Consider the following 14,736-nt stretch of genomic DNA (forward strand, 5'->3'; position numbering starts at 1 on the left):
TTTCTAGACATAAAAATACCCTCCAAGCATAAGATGAATTTTCTATTTCATCTGTATACTTAGAGGGCATTATAGCCGTACTGCTAGGATTTTACTCCTATCAGTACCAAATATTGTAGACCCGTGAATCAGTAAGTACATCAATAAGTACATCTGCTAGCGCTTCAATTTCGAAGAGTGAAAGTGAGTCAATTTCTACTAGTGCATCTGAATCTGCCAGTGAAAGTGCGTCTAAATCCACCAGTACGAGTGTGTCCGAATCAGAGAGTGCGTCCAAATCTGGTAGTGGATCTGAATCAGCTTCGAAGAGTGGAAGTGAGTCAACTTCAATAAGTATTAGTAAATCCATTTCTGGATCAACGAGTATCAGTAAATCTAGTTCAGAATCAACGAGTATTAGTGAATCTGATTCAAAATCGATGAGTTTGAGTATATCAAAGTCGAATAGTGTGAGTGAATCAACTTCAACTTCTGTTTCTACAAGTCAAAGTAACTCCATTTCAACGAGTACTAGTAAATCCGTTTCTGGATCAACGAGTACCAGTGAATCAGAATCTACTTCAAAAAGTAAATATGACTCTTCAGTAAGTGAGTCTTCTTCAGAGAGTGAGAGTACGAGTGAGTCTGATAGTCAAGCAAGTCGGTCCTCTGAGTCTACTTCAACTTCAGAAAGCAATTCTAACAGTATTGCAGAATCAAAATCTAAGAGTACTTCGACTTCTGAAAGTATGTCTGAAAGTACAGTCATATCGACATCAGAAAGCGTTAGTGAAAGTATTAGTAGTTTCGAAGGTAGTGAATCGGTAAGTAGATCAATTAGTAGGTCAATTAGTGAACACGATTCAACTTCTACCTCAAATTCAGCGTCTGATAGTGAATCAAAAAGTGAAGTCTATTCGAAATCGATTAGTAATTCACAGTCGGATAGTGAATCTCAAAGTATTGTCGATAGTGCAAAGGATTCAATTTCAACCAGCGATAGTGAAAAGATTTCTGAATCAGAAAGTCAAAGCGTATCGACTTCGGAGAGCTTGAACGAATCAAGGTCAAGCTCGGAGAGTAACAGTACAGTAACCTCAGAAAGTCTTAGTGCATCTGAGGAGAAGAGTGCCTCAACTTCGGAGAGTTTAAGTGAGTCAAAGAGTAACAGTACGTCAAGCTCAGAGAGCCTTAGCGAGTCTAAAGGGACTTCGGAGAGTTTGAGTCAGTCGGAAGCAGAGTCTGCAAGTACTTCATTCTCAGCCTCTGAAAGCCAAAGTGAATCAGAGAAGGAATCTGCAAGTACCTCAGCTTCGAACTCTGATAGCGTGAGTGAATCAGAGGTAGTTTCGAAGAGTACCTCAGCTTCGAACTCTGATAGCGTGAGTGAATCAGAGGTAGTATCGAAGAGCACCTCAGCTTCGAACTCTGATAGTGTGAGTGAATCAGAGGTAGTATCGAAGAGTACCTCAGCATCTGGCTCTGATAGTGTGAGTGAATCAGAAGTAGTATCGAAGAGTACCTCAGCATCTGGCTCTGATAGCGTGAGCGAATCAGAGGTAGTTTCGAAGAGCACTTCAGCATCTGGCTCTGATAGCGTGAGTGAGTCAGAAGTTATTTCGAAGAGCACTTCAGCTTTGAACTCTGATAGTGTGAGTGAATCAGAAGTTATTTCGAAGAGCACTTCAGCTTTGAACTCTGATAGTGTGAGTGAATCAGAAGTAGTTTCGAAGAGCACTTCAGCTTTGAACTCTGATAGTGTGAGTGAATCAGAGGTAGTTTCGAAGAGTACTTCAGCTTCTGGCTCTGATAGCGTGAGTGAATCAGAGGTAGTTTCGAAGAGTACTTCAGCTTCGAACTCTGATAGTGTGAGTGAATCAGAGGTAGTTTCGAAGAGTACCTCAGCTTCTAATTCTGATAGCGTGAGTGAGTCAGAAGTTATTTCGAAGAGCACTTCAGCTTCGAACTCTGATAGTGTGAGTGAATCAGAAGTTATTTCGAAGAGCACCTCAGCTTCAAGTTCTGATAGCGTGAGCGAATCAGAGAATGAGTCTGCAAGTACCTCAGCTTCGGAGAGTTCGTCAGATAGCATTAGTGAGTCACAGAGTGCAAGTCAAAGCCTAATTAATCGGACTGACCAAGCCGAATCTGTATCGCCGGATGTAATCAATTCGACAGTTGCTTCGGCCCATCAAGCAAGTAAGTTGCCACAAACTGGAAATGAAACTTCTAATGATGTTACAACGGTTGGAGCTATTGGAATGGCATTAACTGCCTTAGCGACCTTGCTTGGCTTTAAGCGAAAGCAGAACTAATTGAATATGTAAATAAAATCCACCTCCATAACTCGTAATGAGCTATGGAGGTGGATTTTTAGTTTAATTAAGCCTTTTTCTTACGGCTTAGTAAGGTTTTAATATTCCGGGTAAGGTTTTGGCTAAAGGTCAAGGCCCGGACTACCTGATTTGGATCAATGTGATTAGTCATCGCTTTTAAAACTCGCTTAGGCTGCTGAGCCGCAAAAGTAAAGCTTCCATCGCGTTTAGTTTGAATGCGGAAACGAGGGATCCATTTCCCGCCAAAGAGGAGGGATGCCACGACAAGGTCGATTTCATCCCACGGGATTTGGACGTAGTTTTCGATGTTGCGATCATCGTAAAATTCAAAGCCCTTTTCGCCCACCAAAATTTTGCCATAGGAGCTAAAGGCGGTGAAGTAAGTCCCTTTTTCCACTAATTCAACCCGAGCATTTAACGCTTCAACCATCTCGTCAATCCTTTCTCAAAGTATTAACCCAAGAGCCCGATTACGTGGCCGAGGATCCCGACAACAAAGAGGCCGAGGATAATTACAATTGGGGAAACCTTCTTCTTCAATAACCACATACAAAGCAAAGTCAAGAGAAGGGCGGCTAACCCTGGAATCAAGGAGTCCAAGTTATCTTGTAAGGTCGTAACCTTATATTCGGTTAAGGAAAGACCCTTCCCCATGTTCCATTGTTGTAAAGCGTCCCGAATTGCGGTGGGGTTGTTTGGTAACTTATTCCAGTCAATGTAAGCCCCAGATGATTGCTTAACCCGGGAAACAACTGGCGTGAACTTGATAGTAACCCACCGTTCAATCAAAGTCCCAAGGACGAACATCCCCATCATGGCTGCCCCCCGGGTAACCTTTTGGAGCAAACCACCGGAAACGTCATCGGTGATCTTGGTCCCAGTCCGGTAACCAAATTCTTGCGTGTACCACATGAAGGCAATCCGCATTACGTTCCAAATCACGAAGAAGAGGATTGGTCCCAGAATGTTTCCCGAGATAGCTAAGGATGCCCCTAAACCGGCAATAATTGGCCGAGCCGTATACCAGAACACTGGGTCACCAACCCCGGCAAGCGGTCCCATCATCCCAACTTTAACCCCGGACATTGTAGCATTGTCGATTGGGGTTCCGTTAGCATTATCTTCTTCAAGCGCCAAACTAACCCCGATAATTGGAGAAGCTAAGTATGGGTGAGTGTTGAAGAATTCAAGGTGTCGTTTCAAAGCGGCTGCCCGATCTTCCTTCGTCTTATATAACTTCTTGATTGCGGGAATCAAAGAGAAGGCGTACCCACCGTTTTGCATCCGTTCATAGTTCCATGAACCTTGGAGGAAGGTTGACCGCCAGCAGACACTCCAGCGATCCCGCTTTGTTAATCTAATTTTCTTTTCTGCCATTGTTAATGTGCCTCCAAATTTTAGTAATCATTCAAAATGTCACCAAGTGGATCGCCAGAACCACCGTTACCGCCGTTACCACCACCATTGTTGGCCTTGGATTCAAGTTCAAGGTAAATCAAGGTGAAGGCTAAACCAAGCGTCCCGATGGCAATTAAAGTCAATTGCGTAATAGCAGCGAGCACGAACCCAATGGCGAAGAATGGCCAAACTTCGCGGGTAGCAATCATATTAATAACCATTGCGTACCCAACGGCCACAACCATCCCACCACCGATGGTCATCCCTTGGGTTAACCAATCTGGCATGGCGTTTAAGAAGCCTTGGACTTCTTTAGCTGGGATGATTAAAAGGGCGATAGCTGGGAGGGCAATTCGTAACCCTTGTAAGCAGATAGCGATGATTTGCCAAGTATCGATCGCCCGTAAGTTACCCTTTTCGGCTTCCTTATCCATAACGTGAATAATTGCAACTGAGATCGTCCGGACAATCATCGTTAAGAAAAGTCCGGCAACGGCCAAAGGAATGGCAATGGCTGTGGCCGTCCCCATGTTCTTAGTCGCTGCGCCACTTTGAACAAAAATAATTGCAGAAGCGACAGAGGCGAGCGCAGCGTCAGGGGCAACCGCAGCCCCAATGTTAGCCCAACCAAGGGCAATCATTTGTAATGAACCACCAAGCATAACACATGGGATCAAGTGGCCCGTTACTAAACCGATTAGCGTACATGCAACCAGGGGTTGGTGGAATTCAAATTCATCCAAGATCCCTTCCATCCCGGCTAAGAACGCTACAATTACAACTAAAATCATTGAAATCGCAGACATAATAATCTCCTTTAGTTCTTTTGCTGGTCAATCAGCGTTTGTGCCTTCTTCAAAAGGTCATCCATGTTTTCGGCAGAACTGGATGGCACCTTCCGAACATTAAACTTAATGCCTAACTTCTTCAGTTCCTTGAAAGTATCAACGTCTTTTTGGTCCATTGCAAGTACTTGGTTAACGTTAACCTTTCCGTCACTATAAGCCATGGAACCAATATTAAGTTCCTTGATATCAACTCCCCCTTTGATGGCTGCAAGGGCATCTTCAGGAGTTTCAAACAAGAGCATGGCCTTGGTGTTCCCAAACCGGGGGTCCTTGGCTACTTCGATCATCTTCTTGATCGGCACCGTGTTGGCGTGCACGCCACTTGGCGCCGCTTGGGCGATCATATTCTTCCGGAGCTTATCCTTGGCAACGTTGTCGGAAACAACAATAATCCGATTTGGATTAGTCGCCTTGGTCCAACCAGTAGCAACTTGCCCGTGAAGTAAACGGGTGTCAACCCGGGCTAGCACATACTTGATCTTCCCGTCACCGATTACCGTTCCTTCAGGAATCGCTCCTTTTGGCGTCTTATCTTGCACTGGTGCCTTTTCAGCAGCGGCATCCTTTGGCATGATGCTTTCTGGCATCGTCTTTACGCCTTCCTTGGCCGTTTCGACGATGTGGGTTGCAATTTCCCGCGCCGTATTCATGGTAAAGCGGGAAGCGTAGGCTTCGATGACCATTGGCAGGTTCATCCCCGTAACAATTGCCCAAGTATCCTTGTGTTGGGCAAAGAGGTCGCTCGCTTGGTTAAATGGAGTCCCACCCCAAAGGTCAACTAAGAATAAAACTTGTTCCTGATCATCAAGGCCCTTAACAGCATCTTCCATTTTCTTGTGGATGTCTTCAGGTCCCTCGTCAGGTTTTAAAATTACGTGCGCCACGTTTTCTTGTTCGCCGAAGATCATTTCCCCGGACTGGAAAATCCCATCGGCAAATCCACCGTGGCTGGCTAAAACAATTCCTACCATTGCTTTCCTCCTTAATGAGAATGGATAGCGTATCCTTTTCGTGATGGAAGCGAATACAATTTGTAGTATACCATAATTGATAAACGATGGAACTGGATTATTAGTAAAAACCCTAAAAAATGTGAAATTAAACGGTCGATATTCGTTTTTTTAAGTTTTTCCTTTGTCAGCTAATCAATCGAAAATAACGAAAAAAAGATCTTCCAAAACTAAATTAGTTCAGTTTTAAAAGATTGAATATTGAAAAATTATTCAACCAAGTACACTTGTTCATCGATAAGGTCAAAGCTGGTTAATGCTTGATTAATCGCTTTTAGTTCCGCGGGTTGACTTAATTGGGCTAGCTGCCAGAAGCGCTTTGAGTTTGTTGCCCCGTTGCGTTCGCCAATCACCAAAAAACGAACATTAGGAAATTGTTCCCGAAGTAGTTTGAGAATTTGATAATCGCTTTCATCTTTATCAGGTGCCCACGACATAATGACGAACTTTACTTGCTGACCATATTTTTGAATGGCAGCCACTGCCGTGAGAGTTTCTACCTCGGTGACGGGGTGTTTACCGGTTTCATTTTCTTTTACCCAGGCTTTACTATCCGTTGTGTAGATCGTCTGGAAGGGATTTTTGTCGCGAAGGCCCTTAGAAATATAACCATTCCCGGCCATGATTTCGAGCACTGGTTGACCATCTAGGTATTGGGAAAGAGCGTTAATAAAGGCAAAATTAGTGTAGGACCACATTCCATAAGTATTTTCAAGATAATCACGGAAGTCCCGGAGGAGTTTATCTAATTTGGGCAGGGCCGCTGAATATTTTTCCCAAAGCACATCGCCTTGATGATCACCTTGGGGGTAGCGATCATTCAAAAATTGGAAAATCACGTCCTGGATGTTATCGGGTAAAAGTAATTTTGGTAATGGTTGAGGTAGCAGTCCCTGCTTTAATAGCCGGTCGGCTTCGATGACATTATTGGTTAAGTATTTGATTTGGGGGAAATAACTAAAAAGTTCAGCATAGTGAGTAATTTGACCAATATAGGAAGTCGGCTTTACTTGACGTGGTGATTTTTTACTATTTTTAAGTTGCTTTTTTAAGCGTTGGAGTTGTTTTTTCTTCATTAGTCTTTAAATTTTAAATTCAATTCTTCTTGGAGGCTATCAACATTCGTCGTGGAACGACGATTATCCTTCCCCTTTAAGTAGCCATCGATTAGTTGGAAGATTTCATACCGGTCTTCAGTGGTTAAAACCGTATGGTTAAAACTAAGATCCCGACTGGAAAAAAAGAGTTTTCCTAGGTCATAATCATTGTGGTCGGATTTACCACTTAGATAGTCCATACTAACATCGAAAAATTCTGCCAACTTGCGGACTTCAACGTAGGAGGGGGTCCGGATTCCGCGTTCCCAATTACCAATTTGCGAAACGGAATTAGGCTTTTCGTTTGGTCCCAAGTTCTTATTTAATTCATTGGCGAGTTCGCGTAAAGTAATTTTTTGGCCTCGGCGAAGGGCCCGTAATCGTTCTGGAAACATGTCGTCACATCCTTTACCTTATTATTTTAACATTAATAACCACGGAACGTGGAAAATATGCGAATTTTCTTAAATTATGGTAAACTAACGGAAGTTTTGAGAGAAGGATATTGAGAAGATGGAGAAAGCAAAGAAAACGCACCGGTGGTGGCATTGGTTACTGGGCTTGGCTATTTTTTATATCATACTAAACTTCGTTGCCGGAGCTTATTTTTTTAATGTCGCCATGGTACCGAGTCATAAGTCGTTTGTTCACAGCCCAAATCAAGTTTTGAAAAAAAGTGATCCCCTGTATCACCAAAAGCGGTGGTTTAAAAGCGCTAAGAAACAGACTTGGCACATCACTTCGGCAAGTGGTAATTATCGGTTAGTCGCCGATTATCTTCCGGCAGCGCACCCAAGTCGGAAGAGCGTTTTGATTGCCCATGGCTTTATGCAAAATAAGGAAAGTATGGGGGCCTATGCCTACCTTTTTCATCAACTTGGTTACAACGTCTTAATGCCTGATGCTCGGGCCCACGGCCAAAGCCAGGGAAAATATATCGGCTATGGTTGGCCCGAGCGCTTTGATGAACGGAAATGGATTGATCGCCTTATTCAAAAGAACGGCCAACAGAGCCAAATTGTGATGTTCGGTGTTAGTATGGGGGGAGCAACCACGATGATGACGAGTGGGATTAAGCTGCCGAGTCAGGTCAAAGCGTTTATTGAAGATTGTGGTTATTCGAGTTTGCAAGCGGAGCTCGATTACGAAGCAGGTAACTTATATCACATTCCAAACGGGGTTCGCCAACCAATTGAATTAGCCTTGAGTGGCATTAACCGCATCAAAAATGGTTTCTTCACGCAGAGCGCTTCAGCGATTACTTCCTTACATCATAACCACCGACCAATGCTCTTTATTCATGGAGCCAAGGATACCTTTGTCCCAACCAAGATGGTGTATCAAAACTATGCCGCCACGCAGGGGCCTAAGCAACTTTGGGTAGTTCCCAAGGCTAAACACGCTTCCTCGTATGCGACGGCGCAGAAAGCTTACCAAAACCATATCGTTAAATTCCTAAACCAATACGTAAAATAATTTCCCGGGAAATTAAAGGAGAAAAACATGTTTGCTAAAAATACTTCCGTTATGTTATACGTTGATGACCTTGCTACTGAATGTGCCTTCTGGCGAGCAATTGGCTTTCAAATTATTATCGATGAATGTGATGGCCCGGTTCCATACTTTGCCATGAAGACGGCGCCAGAAGCCACTTTAACCTTAATCGTCTACGATCGGGACTTTATCAAAAAAGCTTCCCCCGAAGTTGTCGACAACCAACCAAGCATGCTCTTTGAAGTAGCCGATCTCCAAGCGACCTACCAACTAATTAAGAAAGTTAGTGACCTGGTTTCTCCAATTAACAATGAGCCTTTCCCGAACTTTGCTTTCCAATCTCCAGCTGGTAACTTTTATGCGGTGAAGGAAGCGGACAAATAAGGACTTGCAAAGGCAAAAGCAAGTTAACTTACCAGATTATTAAGTTCTCGTTTAAGAATAAATATTTTAAATCATCAAAAATGACCCTGTACCGATCCATCAGATCGGTACAGGGTCATTTTTGATTTTGACGATCGAGGCGTATCCCTAATTTAGTTGGTGTGCTAGCCCGCTACGTCGGTTGTACTTATCATCACAGAAGCTGCTTATGCCGATTGCATATACACCAACTCATCAACGGAAATATGCTCATTGAGGGCTTTGGCGAGGTCGCTATTGATTTCACCGTCGGCGAGGGCTTGTTGGATGGCGGAGTGTTCATCCTGAAAGGCGGTTACAAAGAGCTGGTGCATGATCTCGTTATCGAGTTGGTGGTGGCGGCCAAACGCCCGAATGCGGTTTAAGTAGAGGCGCCGAACCATGATCACTTCATTATCGTTTTGGGCGGTTTGAACTTGGTTGAGGTGGTTATTAACTGCCCAAGTAGTCCGAGCGAGAAGCGTCCGAAGCACTTTTTGTACTTCGTCGTTCGCTAATGTGGCTTGGACAACCCGGAACCGCCGTTGGATCCGTCGCCACTTTAGGCGTTGAATGATCGTCCGGTGTAAGGAACGAAGGCCAAGGTGGGAATGGCTGGTGAGGTTTTGGGTAATTAACCGGGCATAAAGTTTGAGGGTAAACGGACTAAACTCGTCGGTTTGGCTCAATTCGTCTAACATATTGCTTTCCACTTCATAACACTCTTCCAGCAGTTGTTGGTAGACCGTAGGATTAATCTGGTAAGTTAGGCTCATTTGGGAACTAAGCTGGTCAATTACGGCGGCCCGTTCAAGGGGATGGGTAGTTTGCTCGTTAATCCGGTTAATCGCTGCTTGGACGGTTTGGATTAGCGAGTTCCGAAACTCGGCCCGGGTATAGCTCTTTTTCTTTGGTGGGAGGATTTTGGGAAAGGCGATTGCCCCAACGGTAATACTAATTAAGATAACCAAGGCGGCAATCAGGATCATCGTGTTCCGCAAGTCTAACGGAGTTCCCTTGACGGTTAGGGGAATTGAGAAGGCTAAGGCCAAGGTAATCGTCCCGTGAATTCCCCCGAGGGCGAGTAAAAGGGCGGCTTTGGATTGTTGGGTTGGCTGGTCTTGCAGATCAACGAAGTTTAACCGTGCCCACAAATAACGGATTCCGGCGGTTAGTAAGTAAAGGCAAACTGCAATGACGATTAAGGTACCTAATCCTTGGGGCGTCGTTGCCCCTAAAACTTGCGGTAAACTTAGGCCTAAGAAAACAAAGACAATCCCGTTTAAGGTATCACTTACAATTTGCCAGAGGGTGGTGGTAGCGATCTGAACCTTAGTTGAAGTTAAGCGGAGCCGATCATTTAACAGGCTGTGCATTACCCCGGCCGCCACCACCGCTAAAATACCGGAAGTATGGACTTCTTCGGCTAGCCAGTAAACCACAATCGGGGTCATTAGGTTCATCGGGATGACAATCTGGCCAATATCTACATTTGTCCGCATTAAAAAGAGGCGGAGTTCGATAATTAGCCAACCGGTAATTACCCCAATTAAAATCCCGCCGATAAAGACGTAGAGAAAGGTCGAGATACTAGTCAAGAACGAGAATTTGCCGGAGGATAAACTGGTTGCTGCTAAACTAAAGAGGACCAAACCGGAGGCGTCATTAAACAGAGACTCGTGCTCTAAGGTTTGGTGAACCTTTTTTGGCATTGCCACCCCCGTGGTCAGCGATTTAACGGCCACCGCATCGGTTGGAGTAATGATTGCCGCCAACATAAAGGCCAAGGGTAAGGTAAAAGCGGGCACGGCAGCGTGTAGTCCAAGGCCAGCAACGAGAACGGTAAAAATTGCTAAGTAAACGGTCATCGAGAGGATTTGTTTGACGTTTTTGGAAAGGGCCCGGAACGAAGCATTTTGGCCGTCATTAAACATTAACGGGGCAATAATTAAGAGTAAAAAGGTTTCTGGCTCTAATTCAAAGGTTGGGATGGTGGGCCAGATGGCAAAGATAATCCCAATGAAAATTTGGTAAACCGCTAGCGGTAAGCGGGGATAAAACAGGTGAGCAATATTCGCGATCACCACCGCCACAATTAAAGTGATGATCCCCAGGATCGTTGACATAAAATTCCTCCTTTAATTAAACATTCTCGATTATCCAGCAACGAAGATCAAAATTGAAGATAAGCGGTCCTTTCCAACCGCTAAAAAAAGCGGGTTATGAGAAGAAGTCTTCACGTAATCCGCTTGTATTTTCGTTAACGGTCCAATAAAACCAAGATGGCCATCACGATATTATAGACCCATAATCCTACCGCAATTAAACCGGCTAGAATTAACAAGGCCAAACTTAAACCGGAAAGGGCCCAGCCATTAAAGTCAGTTGAAAAGCCAATTCCCGTAATTAATAGGAGGGCAAAGATTCCGAAGATTGCGGGAATAACTTGACTCCAAAAGGCCCGTTTAGCGTGGTAAGCCACGGCCTCATTTGGGTTGCTCATTAACCGGGCAACCAGCCAAGCAATTAATGGCAAGACTACCGGCATGAAAAGAACGCTAAAATAACAAATACTGGCCATTAACCGGCTCAGTGTATCAATTGGGGAAAAATTTGGTTTCATCATGTCCTCCTTAGTAAGTAATAGATAATTATATTTTACCAAATTAACTTACGGAAGGACAATTAAGCCCCCTTGAACTAACGCTAAACTTACTACCAAGATTACCCAATCCCATGCAGTGATCCGAATTTGGTGGGCCGTGGTCCGCGCTTGATCATCAACAAAGCCATGTGATTCCATGGCTTGGGCGACTTGGTCTGACCAAGTCAGGGCGCTTAATATCGCTTTAAAATACAATTGAGGTGACCAAAAAGAAAGGGTTAAGCCCCGCATTTGACCGGCTGCGCGGATGGTTTTCACCGCACTAATGATTCGCGGAACCAGGTTGATGGCGGCTAAGGTCCCATACGCAAACTTGGCGGAAAGGTGACAGTTTTGTTCTAAGGAGCGAGCAAGCTCCAATGGTGTCGTTGCCAAAGTTACGGCACTTCCTAAGCAGACATAGACGTAGATCCGAGAAGCAAGGACTGCCGCAAAGAACCAGTCGTGGCCTGGAGAAAAGGCCCCAATGGTAATTGCTAAGGTGGCAGCAGGAATGGCCGGAATTGCGATTAGGCGGACTAAGGTTAACCCACTGGGCCGGGTCTTGAGGATTAAGATGAGTCCAATCATAATTAGGATTAAGTTAATGCCCAACTTTTGGGTAAAGGAAACCTCCAGGGAAATTAACAGCACTAAGGCAAGTTTTAAACTGGGATTCATGCTAGCACCTCCCCACGATCAACTAAGTGTTGGTTTTGCAATTTAAAGTGGCAATCCACCCAATCTGCCAGACCATTTAATTGGTGAGAAACGACTAGGATGGTAGCGGGAGCCGTGGCTTGGCAAGCATCAATTAATTCTCGGATAGCCTGAGCTGATTTAGCATCTAAGCCAGTAAAAGGTTCGTCAAGGAGTAAGAGGGGTTGGCCCATCATTAGCATTACCAGAATTTGTAACTTCTTTTGTTGGCCACCAGAAAGGGAATAGACCACCCGATCTGTCAAGGCGGCTAACCCCAATTTAGTGAGGGCATTTTGGAGGTTAGCTGGCGTGAAATAGGGATGGCGCCCTTGTTTTTGGCTCAAGGCTAGTTCTTCCGCCACAGTAACGTTTAAAAATTGGTCCGCGGCATGTTGGAAAACCAAACCACACTTCCGGCCCCAACGCCGGGCAGAATATTTGCGGAGTTCTTGGCCCGCGTAAAGCAAACTTCCTTGATAGGTCCCGAGTTTGGCCAGAACCTTGAGCAAGGTTGACTTCCCGCTCCCGGATTCACCGGTTAAAAGACTAATTTGGTTTGCCGGGAGTTGAAAGTGGGCTTGATCGATTAAAACTTGGTTGGGTTGGGTAATTTTAAGATTTGTTCCAGTTAAAATCGCCGGAAATTGCGCAGCTGGTTTGGCTGGAATCACTGGTTGCTGATTTGCTGCTACTAGTAATTGCCGGACTGCTTGGCTGGTTAAAACCTGTGTTTGATGGTCGGTTCCAAATTGAATCACGTTGGGATTAACGGCCTGGTAATTACTTAAATCATGGTCCGCGATAATCACCGTTTTGCCGGCCTCAACTTGGGTTTGAAGTTGCTGTAACAGGCGCTTACGATTAACCGGATCCAGGCTAGCGAAGGGCTCATCTAAGAGGATCACTGGTTTTTGCATCGCAATAATTACTGCCAAGGCCGCCCGTTGTTTTTCTCCGCCTGAGAGGGTGGCAAATTGCCGGTGGGCGAGGTGACTGATTTCAACGGTCGCAAATGCCGCTTGAATCCGGGCGGGCATTTCTACAGGTGGAATTTGCAGGTTTTCTAAGGCAAACTCTGCTTCGTGCCAGGGAGTGTCCATCGCAAATTGGAGGCTTGGATCTTGAAACATCATCGCGGCTTCGGTTGCTTTGAGGCTAATTTCACTTCCAGGATCAAGTTGACCACCGTATTTGGGTAACAGACCGGCCAGGATTTTTAAGAGGGTGGATTTGCCACTCCCGGAAGGCCCATAAAGGAGGGTCATCGTTTTCCGGGGAATGGTTAAATCAGCCACTTTTAAAACTGGGAGTTGCGGTTCGTAACTAAAACTGAGGTTGTGGATTTCAATTGCTTGGGTCATTTTAATTGGTCTTAGTCACATGGGCCCGTTCTAAGAGATTAGCGACTAACTTAACGAGGACCCCGCAGAAAATAAACATCGAAACAAAGCGAGCAATCAGTAAAATTAAATTCAGTTGCAAACTAAAGTGAGCATAACCATTCCGGAACCAGTCCCACCCAAAAGTAATGAAAGTTGAAGTGAGTGCTGAAGTAGTTAACCCAAACCAATCAAAGTGCTTATAAGCCGTAAGGGTAAACCCAAGTTCGCTAGCGACCCCTTGGACAAAACCAGAGATCAGGTTGGAAGCTCCCCATTGGCCCCCTAAGAACATTTCCCCAGCCGCTCCTAAAAATTCACCGAGAAAGGAAGCGGCCGGTCGCCGGAGAAGCATCGCCGCCATTGGACCAGCCATGCACCAAAGCCCCATCGTGATATCGTTGGCCATTGGTCCCAAGCCAACTGGGGTTAAAACTATGGAGAGACCATTATATAAGAAGTCACCGGCATAGTAGATGACCCCGAAAATGATTCCAATCAAAGCCAACAAAATAACTTCCTTGAGTTGATAACGTTTTGACATCGAAATGTCCCCCTTGTGGAAATAAATTTCAATCCACGTCAACAAAAAAACACCCCAACAGAAAGTCTGCGGGGTGCGGGTTAAATCTATCTTTTGCCGATTCACCGAATGTAACTCCCTACGCTGGTACTAACCAGATCAGGTTAAATGGGTATTATCTCAGCCAAAGGCACCCCAGACATGGTATTGATAAGCATATTATAACGAATTCGCTTCCAATTGACAAATAAGGTCACTAGTGACGCACCATAATTAACAGATTGTGGAAAACTTTGAAGAACACGAATTGTGAATTTAGCTATCAAAATCCTCATTAACCATAACCGAGCTGGGGAAAAGTAATGATTTATCCACAATAATTTGGTGGAAAAGTTGAAAAATTGTGGATAACTTGTGGATAGACTATAACAATCAGTCCAATTTAAACACCACGTACCGTGGATTGAAAAAGTATCACTAAATTGGATGCTAATGTTAGGCCACGGAAAGTGGATTAAGTAGATAAAAAGTAGAGAGGTTGGGAAAAAAGCTCCTTGACGGCCTGGTTGGGATAAGAAGAACGAAGGTTGATTCATTAGAATCGACCTTTCGTTCGCACTTATCCGCTAAGGCCGTGCTTTGGAGCGAACCAGCCAACTGGTTTGGCGTTTGTGAGCCCATGCAAGGCTGAATAGGTTGGTGCGACCGTTAGGAAAGCAACTGCCATTCAGCTACTGCTTTGACCTTAGTTACTGAGTAACCTTCGGAGATGAAAAAGAGAGGGTGGGAATTAACTATTAATTTTTGCCCCTCTAACATTAAAATCCGGACTATAATTTTTGCCTTGGGCTATAATGCCCTCTAAGTATACAGATGAAATAGAAAATTCATCTTATGCTTGGAGGGTATTTTTATGTCTAGAAA

15 protein-coding genes and 1 riboswitch are annotated in these 14,736 nt (G+C 44.6%); of the genes, 3 read left to right on the forward strand and 12 right to left on the reverse strand.

The annotated features are described in order from the left end of the window. Positions 1-1,204: 1,204 nt before the first annotated feature. Positions 1,205-2,071 (reverse strand): hypothetical protein, encoded by an 867-nt coding sequence (locus H5993_RS07825; RefSeq protein ID WP_204776938.1) that lies wholly within the window; start codon positions 2,069-2,071, stop codon positions 1,205-1,207. Between H5993_RS07825 and H5993_RS09735 the strand changes: the two genes are divergently transcribed. Continuing rightward, the gene (locus H5993_RS09735; RefSeq protein ID WP_204776925.1) at positions 2,010-2,294 is read left to right on the forward strand and encodes an LPXTG cell wall anchor domain-containing protein; all 285 of its coding nucleotides are present in this window, start codon (positions 2,010-2,012) and stop codon (positions 2,292-2,294) included. The two genes, H5993_RS07825 and H5993_RS09735, sit on opposite strands and share 62 nt — an antisense overlap. Before the next feature lie 67 nt (positions 2,295-2,361). Here the strand turns inward: H5993_RS09735 and H5993_RS07835 are convergent, their stop codons facing one another. The 6 genes from H5993_RS07835 to H5993_RS07860 all read right to left on the reverse strand — a co-directional run bounded on the left by H5993_RS07835 (position 2,362) and on the right by H5993_RS07860 (position 7,063). Then, positions 2,362-2,745: a DUF956 family protein gene (locus H5993_RS07835; protein ID WP_204776926.1), complete on the reverse strand. Its 384-nt coding sequence runs from the start codon at positions 2,743-2,745 to the stop codon at positions 2,362-2,364. 23 nt (positions 2,746-2,768) lie between these two features. Continuing rightward, positions 2,769-3,692, reverse strand: coding sequence for a PTS system mannose/fructose/sorbose family transporter subunit IID (locus H5993_RS07840; protein ID WP_204776927.1), 924 nt, complete (start codon positions 3,690-3,692; stop codon positions 2,769-2,771). A 20-nt stretch (positions 3,693-3,712) separates the two neighbouring features. Then, positions 3,713-4,519, reverse strand: a complete 807-nt coding sequence (locus H5993_RS07845) for a PTS mannose/fructose/sorbose transporter subunit IIC (RefSeq protein ID WP_204776928.1) — start codon at positions 4,517-4,519, stop codon at positions 3,713-3,715. 11 nt (positions 4,520-4,530) lie between these two features. Then, positions 4,531-5,532, reverse strand: a complete 1,002-nt coding sequence (locus H5993_RS07850) for a PTS sugar transporter subunit IIB (protein ID WP_204776929.1) — start codon at positions 5,530-5,532, stop codon at positions 4,531-4,533. A gap of 248 nt (positions 5,533-5,780) precedes the next feature. Continuing rightward, on the reverse strand, positions 5,781-6,647 hold the full coding sequence (locus tag H5993_RS07855) for an SAM-dependent methyltransferase (RefSeq protein ID WP_204776930.1): 867 nt from the start codon (positions 6,645-6,647) through the stop codon (positions 5,781-5,783). Then, on the reverse strand, positions 6,647-7,063 hold the full coding sequence (locus H5993_RS07860; RefSeq protein ID WP_180871311.1) for a helix-turn-helix domain-containing protein: 417 nt from the start codon (positions 7,061-7,063) through the stop codon (positions 6,647-6,649). Before H5993_RS07860 ends, H5993_RS07855 begins: the two co-directional genes overlap by 1 nt. A 118-nt stretch (positions 7,064-7,181) precedes the next feature. Here H5993_RS07860 and H5993_RS07865 point away from each other — a divergent pair, with 118 nt between their 5' ends. Continuing rightward, positions 7,182-8,144, forward strand: a complete 963-nt coding sequence (locus H5993_RS07865; RefSeq protein ID WP_204776931.1) for an alpha/beta hydrolase — start codon at positions 7,182-7,184, stop codon at positions 8,142-8,144. A 27-nt stretch (positions 8,145-8,171) separates the two neighbouring features. Next, entirely contained in the window at positions 8,172-8,546 is a 375-nt protein-coding gene (locus H5993_RS07870) for a VOC family protein (RefSeq protein WP_204776932.1), read from the forward strand. A gap of 206 nt (positions 8,547-8,752) precedes the next feature. On the opposite strand, the gene H5993_RS07875 is transcribed toward H5993_RS07870, so the two are convergent. The 5 genes from H5993_RS07875 to H5993_RS07895 all read right to left on the reverse strand — a co-directional run bounded on the left by H5993_RS07875 (position 8,753) and on the right by H5993_RS07895 (position 13,833). Further along, complete coding sequence (locus H5993_RS07875; protein WP_204776933.1) at positions 8,753-10,690, reverse strand: cation:proton antiporter; 1,938 nt, start codon at positions 10,688-10,690, stop codon at positions 8,753-8,755. A gap of 134 nt (positions 10,691-10,824) precedes the next feature. Next, positions 10,825-11,190: a magnetosome magnetite crystal formation protein family gene (locus H5993_RS07880; RefSeq protein WP_204776934.1), complete on the reverse strand. Its 366-nt coding sequence runs from the start codon at positions 11,188-11,190 to the stop codon at positions 10,825-10,827. A 45-nt stretch (positions 11,191-11,235) separates the two neighbouring features. Further along, on the reverse strand, positions 11,236-11,889 hold the full coding sequence (locus H5993_RS07885; RefSeq protein ID WP_204776935.1) for an energy-coupling factor transporter transmembrane component T family protein: 654 nt from the start codon (positions 11,887-11,889) through the stop codon (positions 11,236-11,238). Continuing rightward, a complete protein-coding gene (locus tag H5993_RS07890) occupies positions 11,886-13,271 on the reverse strand; it encodes an ATP-binding cassette domain-containing protein (protein ID WP_204776936.1) in 1,386 nt (461 codons plus the stop codon). The genes H5993_RS07885 and H5993_RS07890 overlap by 4 nt, the downstream gene beginning before the upstream one ends. Before the next feature lies 1 nt (position 13,272). Continuing rightward, positions 13,273-13,833, reverse strand: coding sequence for an ECF transporter S component (locus H5993_RS07895; RefSeq protein ID WP_204776937.1), 561 nt, complete (start codon positions 13,831-13,833; stop codon positions 13,273-13,275). A gap of 98 nt (positions 13,834-13,931) precedes the next feature. Then, positions 13,932-14,020, reverse strand: a riboswitch (TPP riboswitch). Positions 14,021-14,736: the final 716 nt, after the last annotated feature.

Origin of the sequence: Limosilactobacillus alvi, from assembly GCF_016900115.1 — a bacterium.
Lineage (GTDB): Bacteria > Bacillota > Bacilli > Lactobacillales > Lactobacillaceae > Limosilactobacillus > Limosilactobacillus alvi.

Bases quoted from the DNA above. Each gene is read 5' to 3' on its own strand.
- H5993_RS07825 (WP_204776938.1), bottom strand. From the start codon at position 2,071: ATGCTATCTGACGAACTCTCCGAAGCTGAGGTACTTGCAGACTCATTC.
- H5993_RS07835 (WP_204776926.1), bottom strand. From the start codon at position 2,745: ATGGTTGAAGCGTTAAATGCTCGGGTTGAATTAGTGGAAAAAGGGACT.
- H5993_RS07840 (WP_204776927.1), bottom strand. From the start codon at position 3,692: ATGGCAGAAAAGAAAATTAGATTAACAAAGCGGGATCGCTGGAGTGTC.
- H5993_RS07845 (WP_204776928.1), bottom strand. From the start codon at position 4,519: ATGTCTGCGATTTCAATGATTTTAGTTGTAATTGTAGCGTTCTTAGCC.
- H5993_RS07850 (WP_204776929.1), bottom strand. From the start codon at position 5,532: ATGGTAGGAATTGTTTTAGCCAGCCACGGTGGATTTGCCGATGGGATT.
- H5993_RS07855 (WP_204776930.1), bottom strand. From the start codon at position 6,647: ATGAAGAAAAAACAACTCCAACGCTTAAAAAAGCAACTTAAAAATAGT.
- H5993_RS07860 (WP_180871311.1), bottom strand. From the start codon at position 7,063: ATGTTTCCAGAACGATTACGGGCCCTTCGCCGAGGCCAAAAAATTACT.
- H5993_RS07865 (WP_204776931.1), top strand. From the start codon at position 7,182: ATGGAGAAAGCAAAGAAAACGCACCGGTGGTGGCATTGGTTACTGGGC.
- H5993_RS07870 (WP_204776932.1), top strand. From the start codon at position 8,172: ATGTTTGCTAAAAATACTTCCGTTATGTTATACGTTGATGACCTTGCT.
- H5993_RS07875 (WP_204776933.1), bottom strand. From the start codon at position 10,690: ATGTCAACGATCCTGGGGATCATCACTTTAATTGTGGCGGTGGTGATC.
- H5993_RS07880 (WP_204776934.1), bottom strand. From the start codon at position 11,190: ATGATGAAACCAAATTTTTCCCCAATTGATACACTGAGCCGGTTAATG.
- H5993_RS07885 (WP_204776935.1), bottom strand. From the start codon at position 11,889: ATGAATCCCAGTTTAAAACTTGCCTTAGTGCTGTTAATTTCCCTGGAG.
- H5993_RS07890 (WP_204776936.1), bottom strand. From the start codon at position 13,271: ATGACCCAAGCAATTGAAATCCACAACCTCAGTTTTAGTTACGAACCG.
- H5993_RS07895 (WP_204776937.1), bottom strand. From the start codon at position 13,833: ATGTCAAAACGTTATCAACTCAAGGAAGTTATTTTGTTGGCTTTGATT.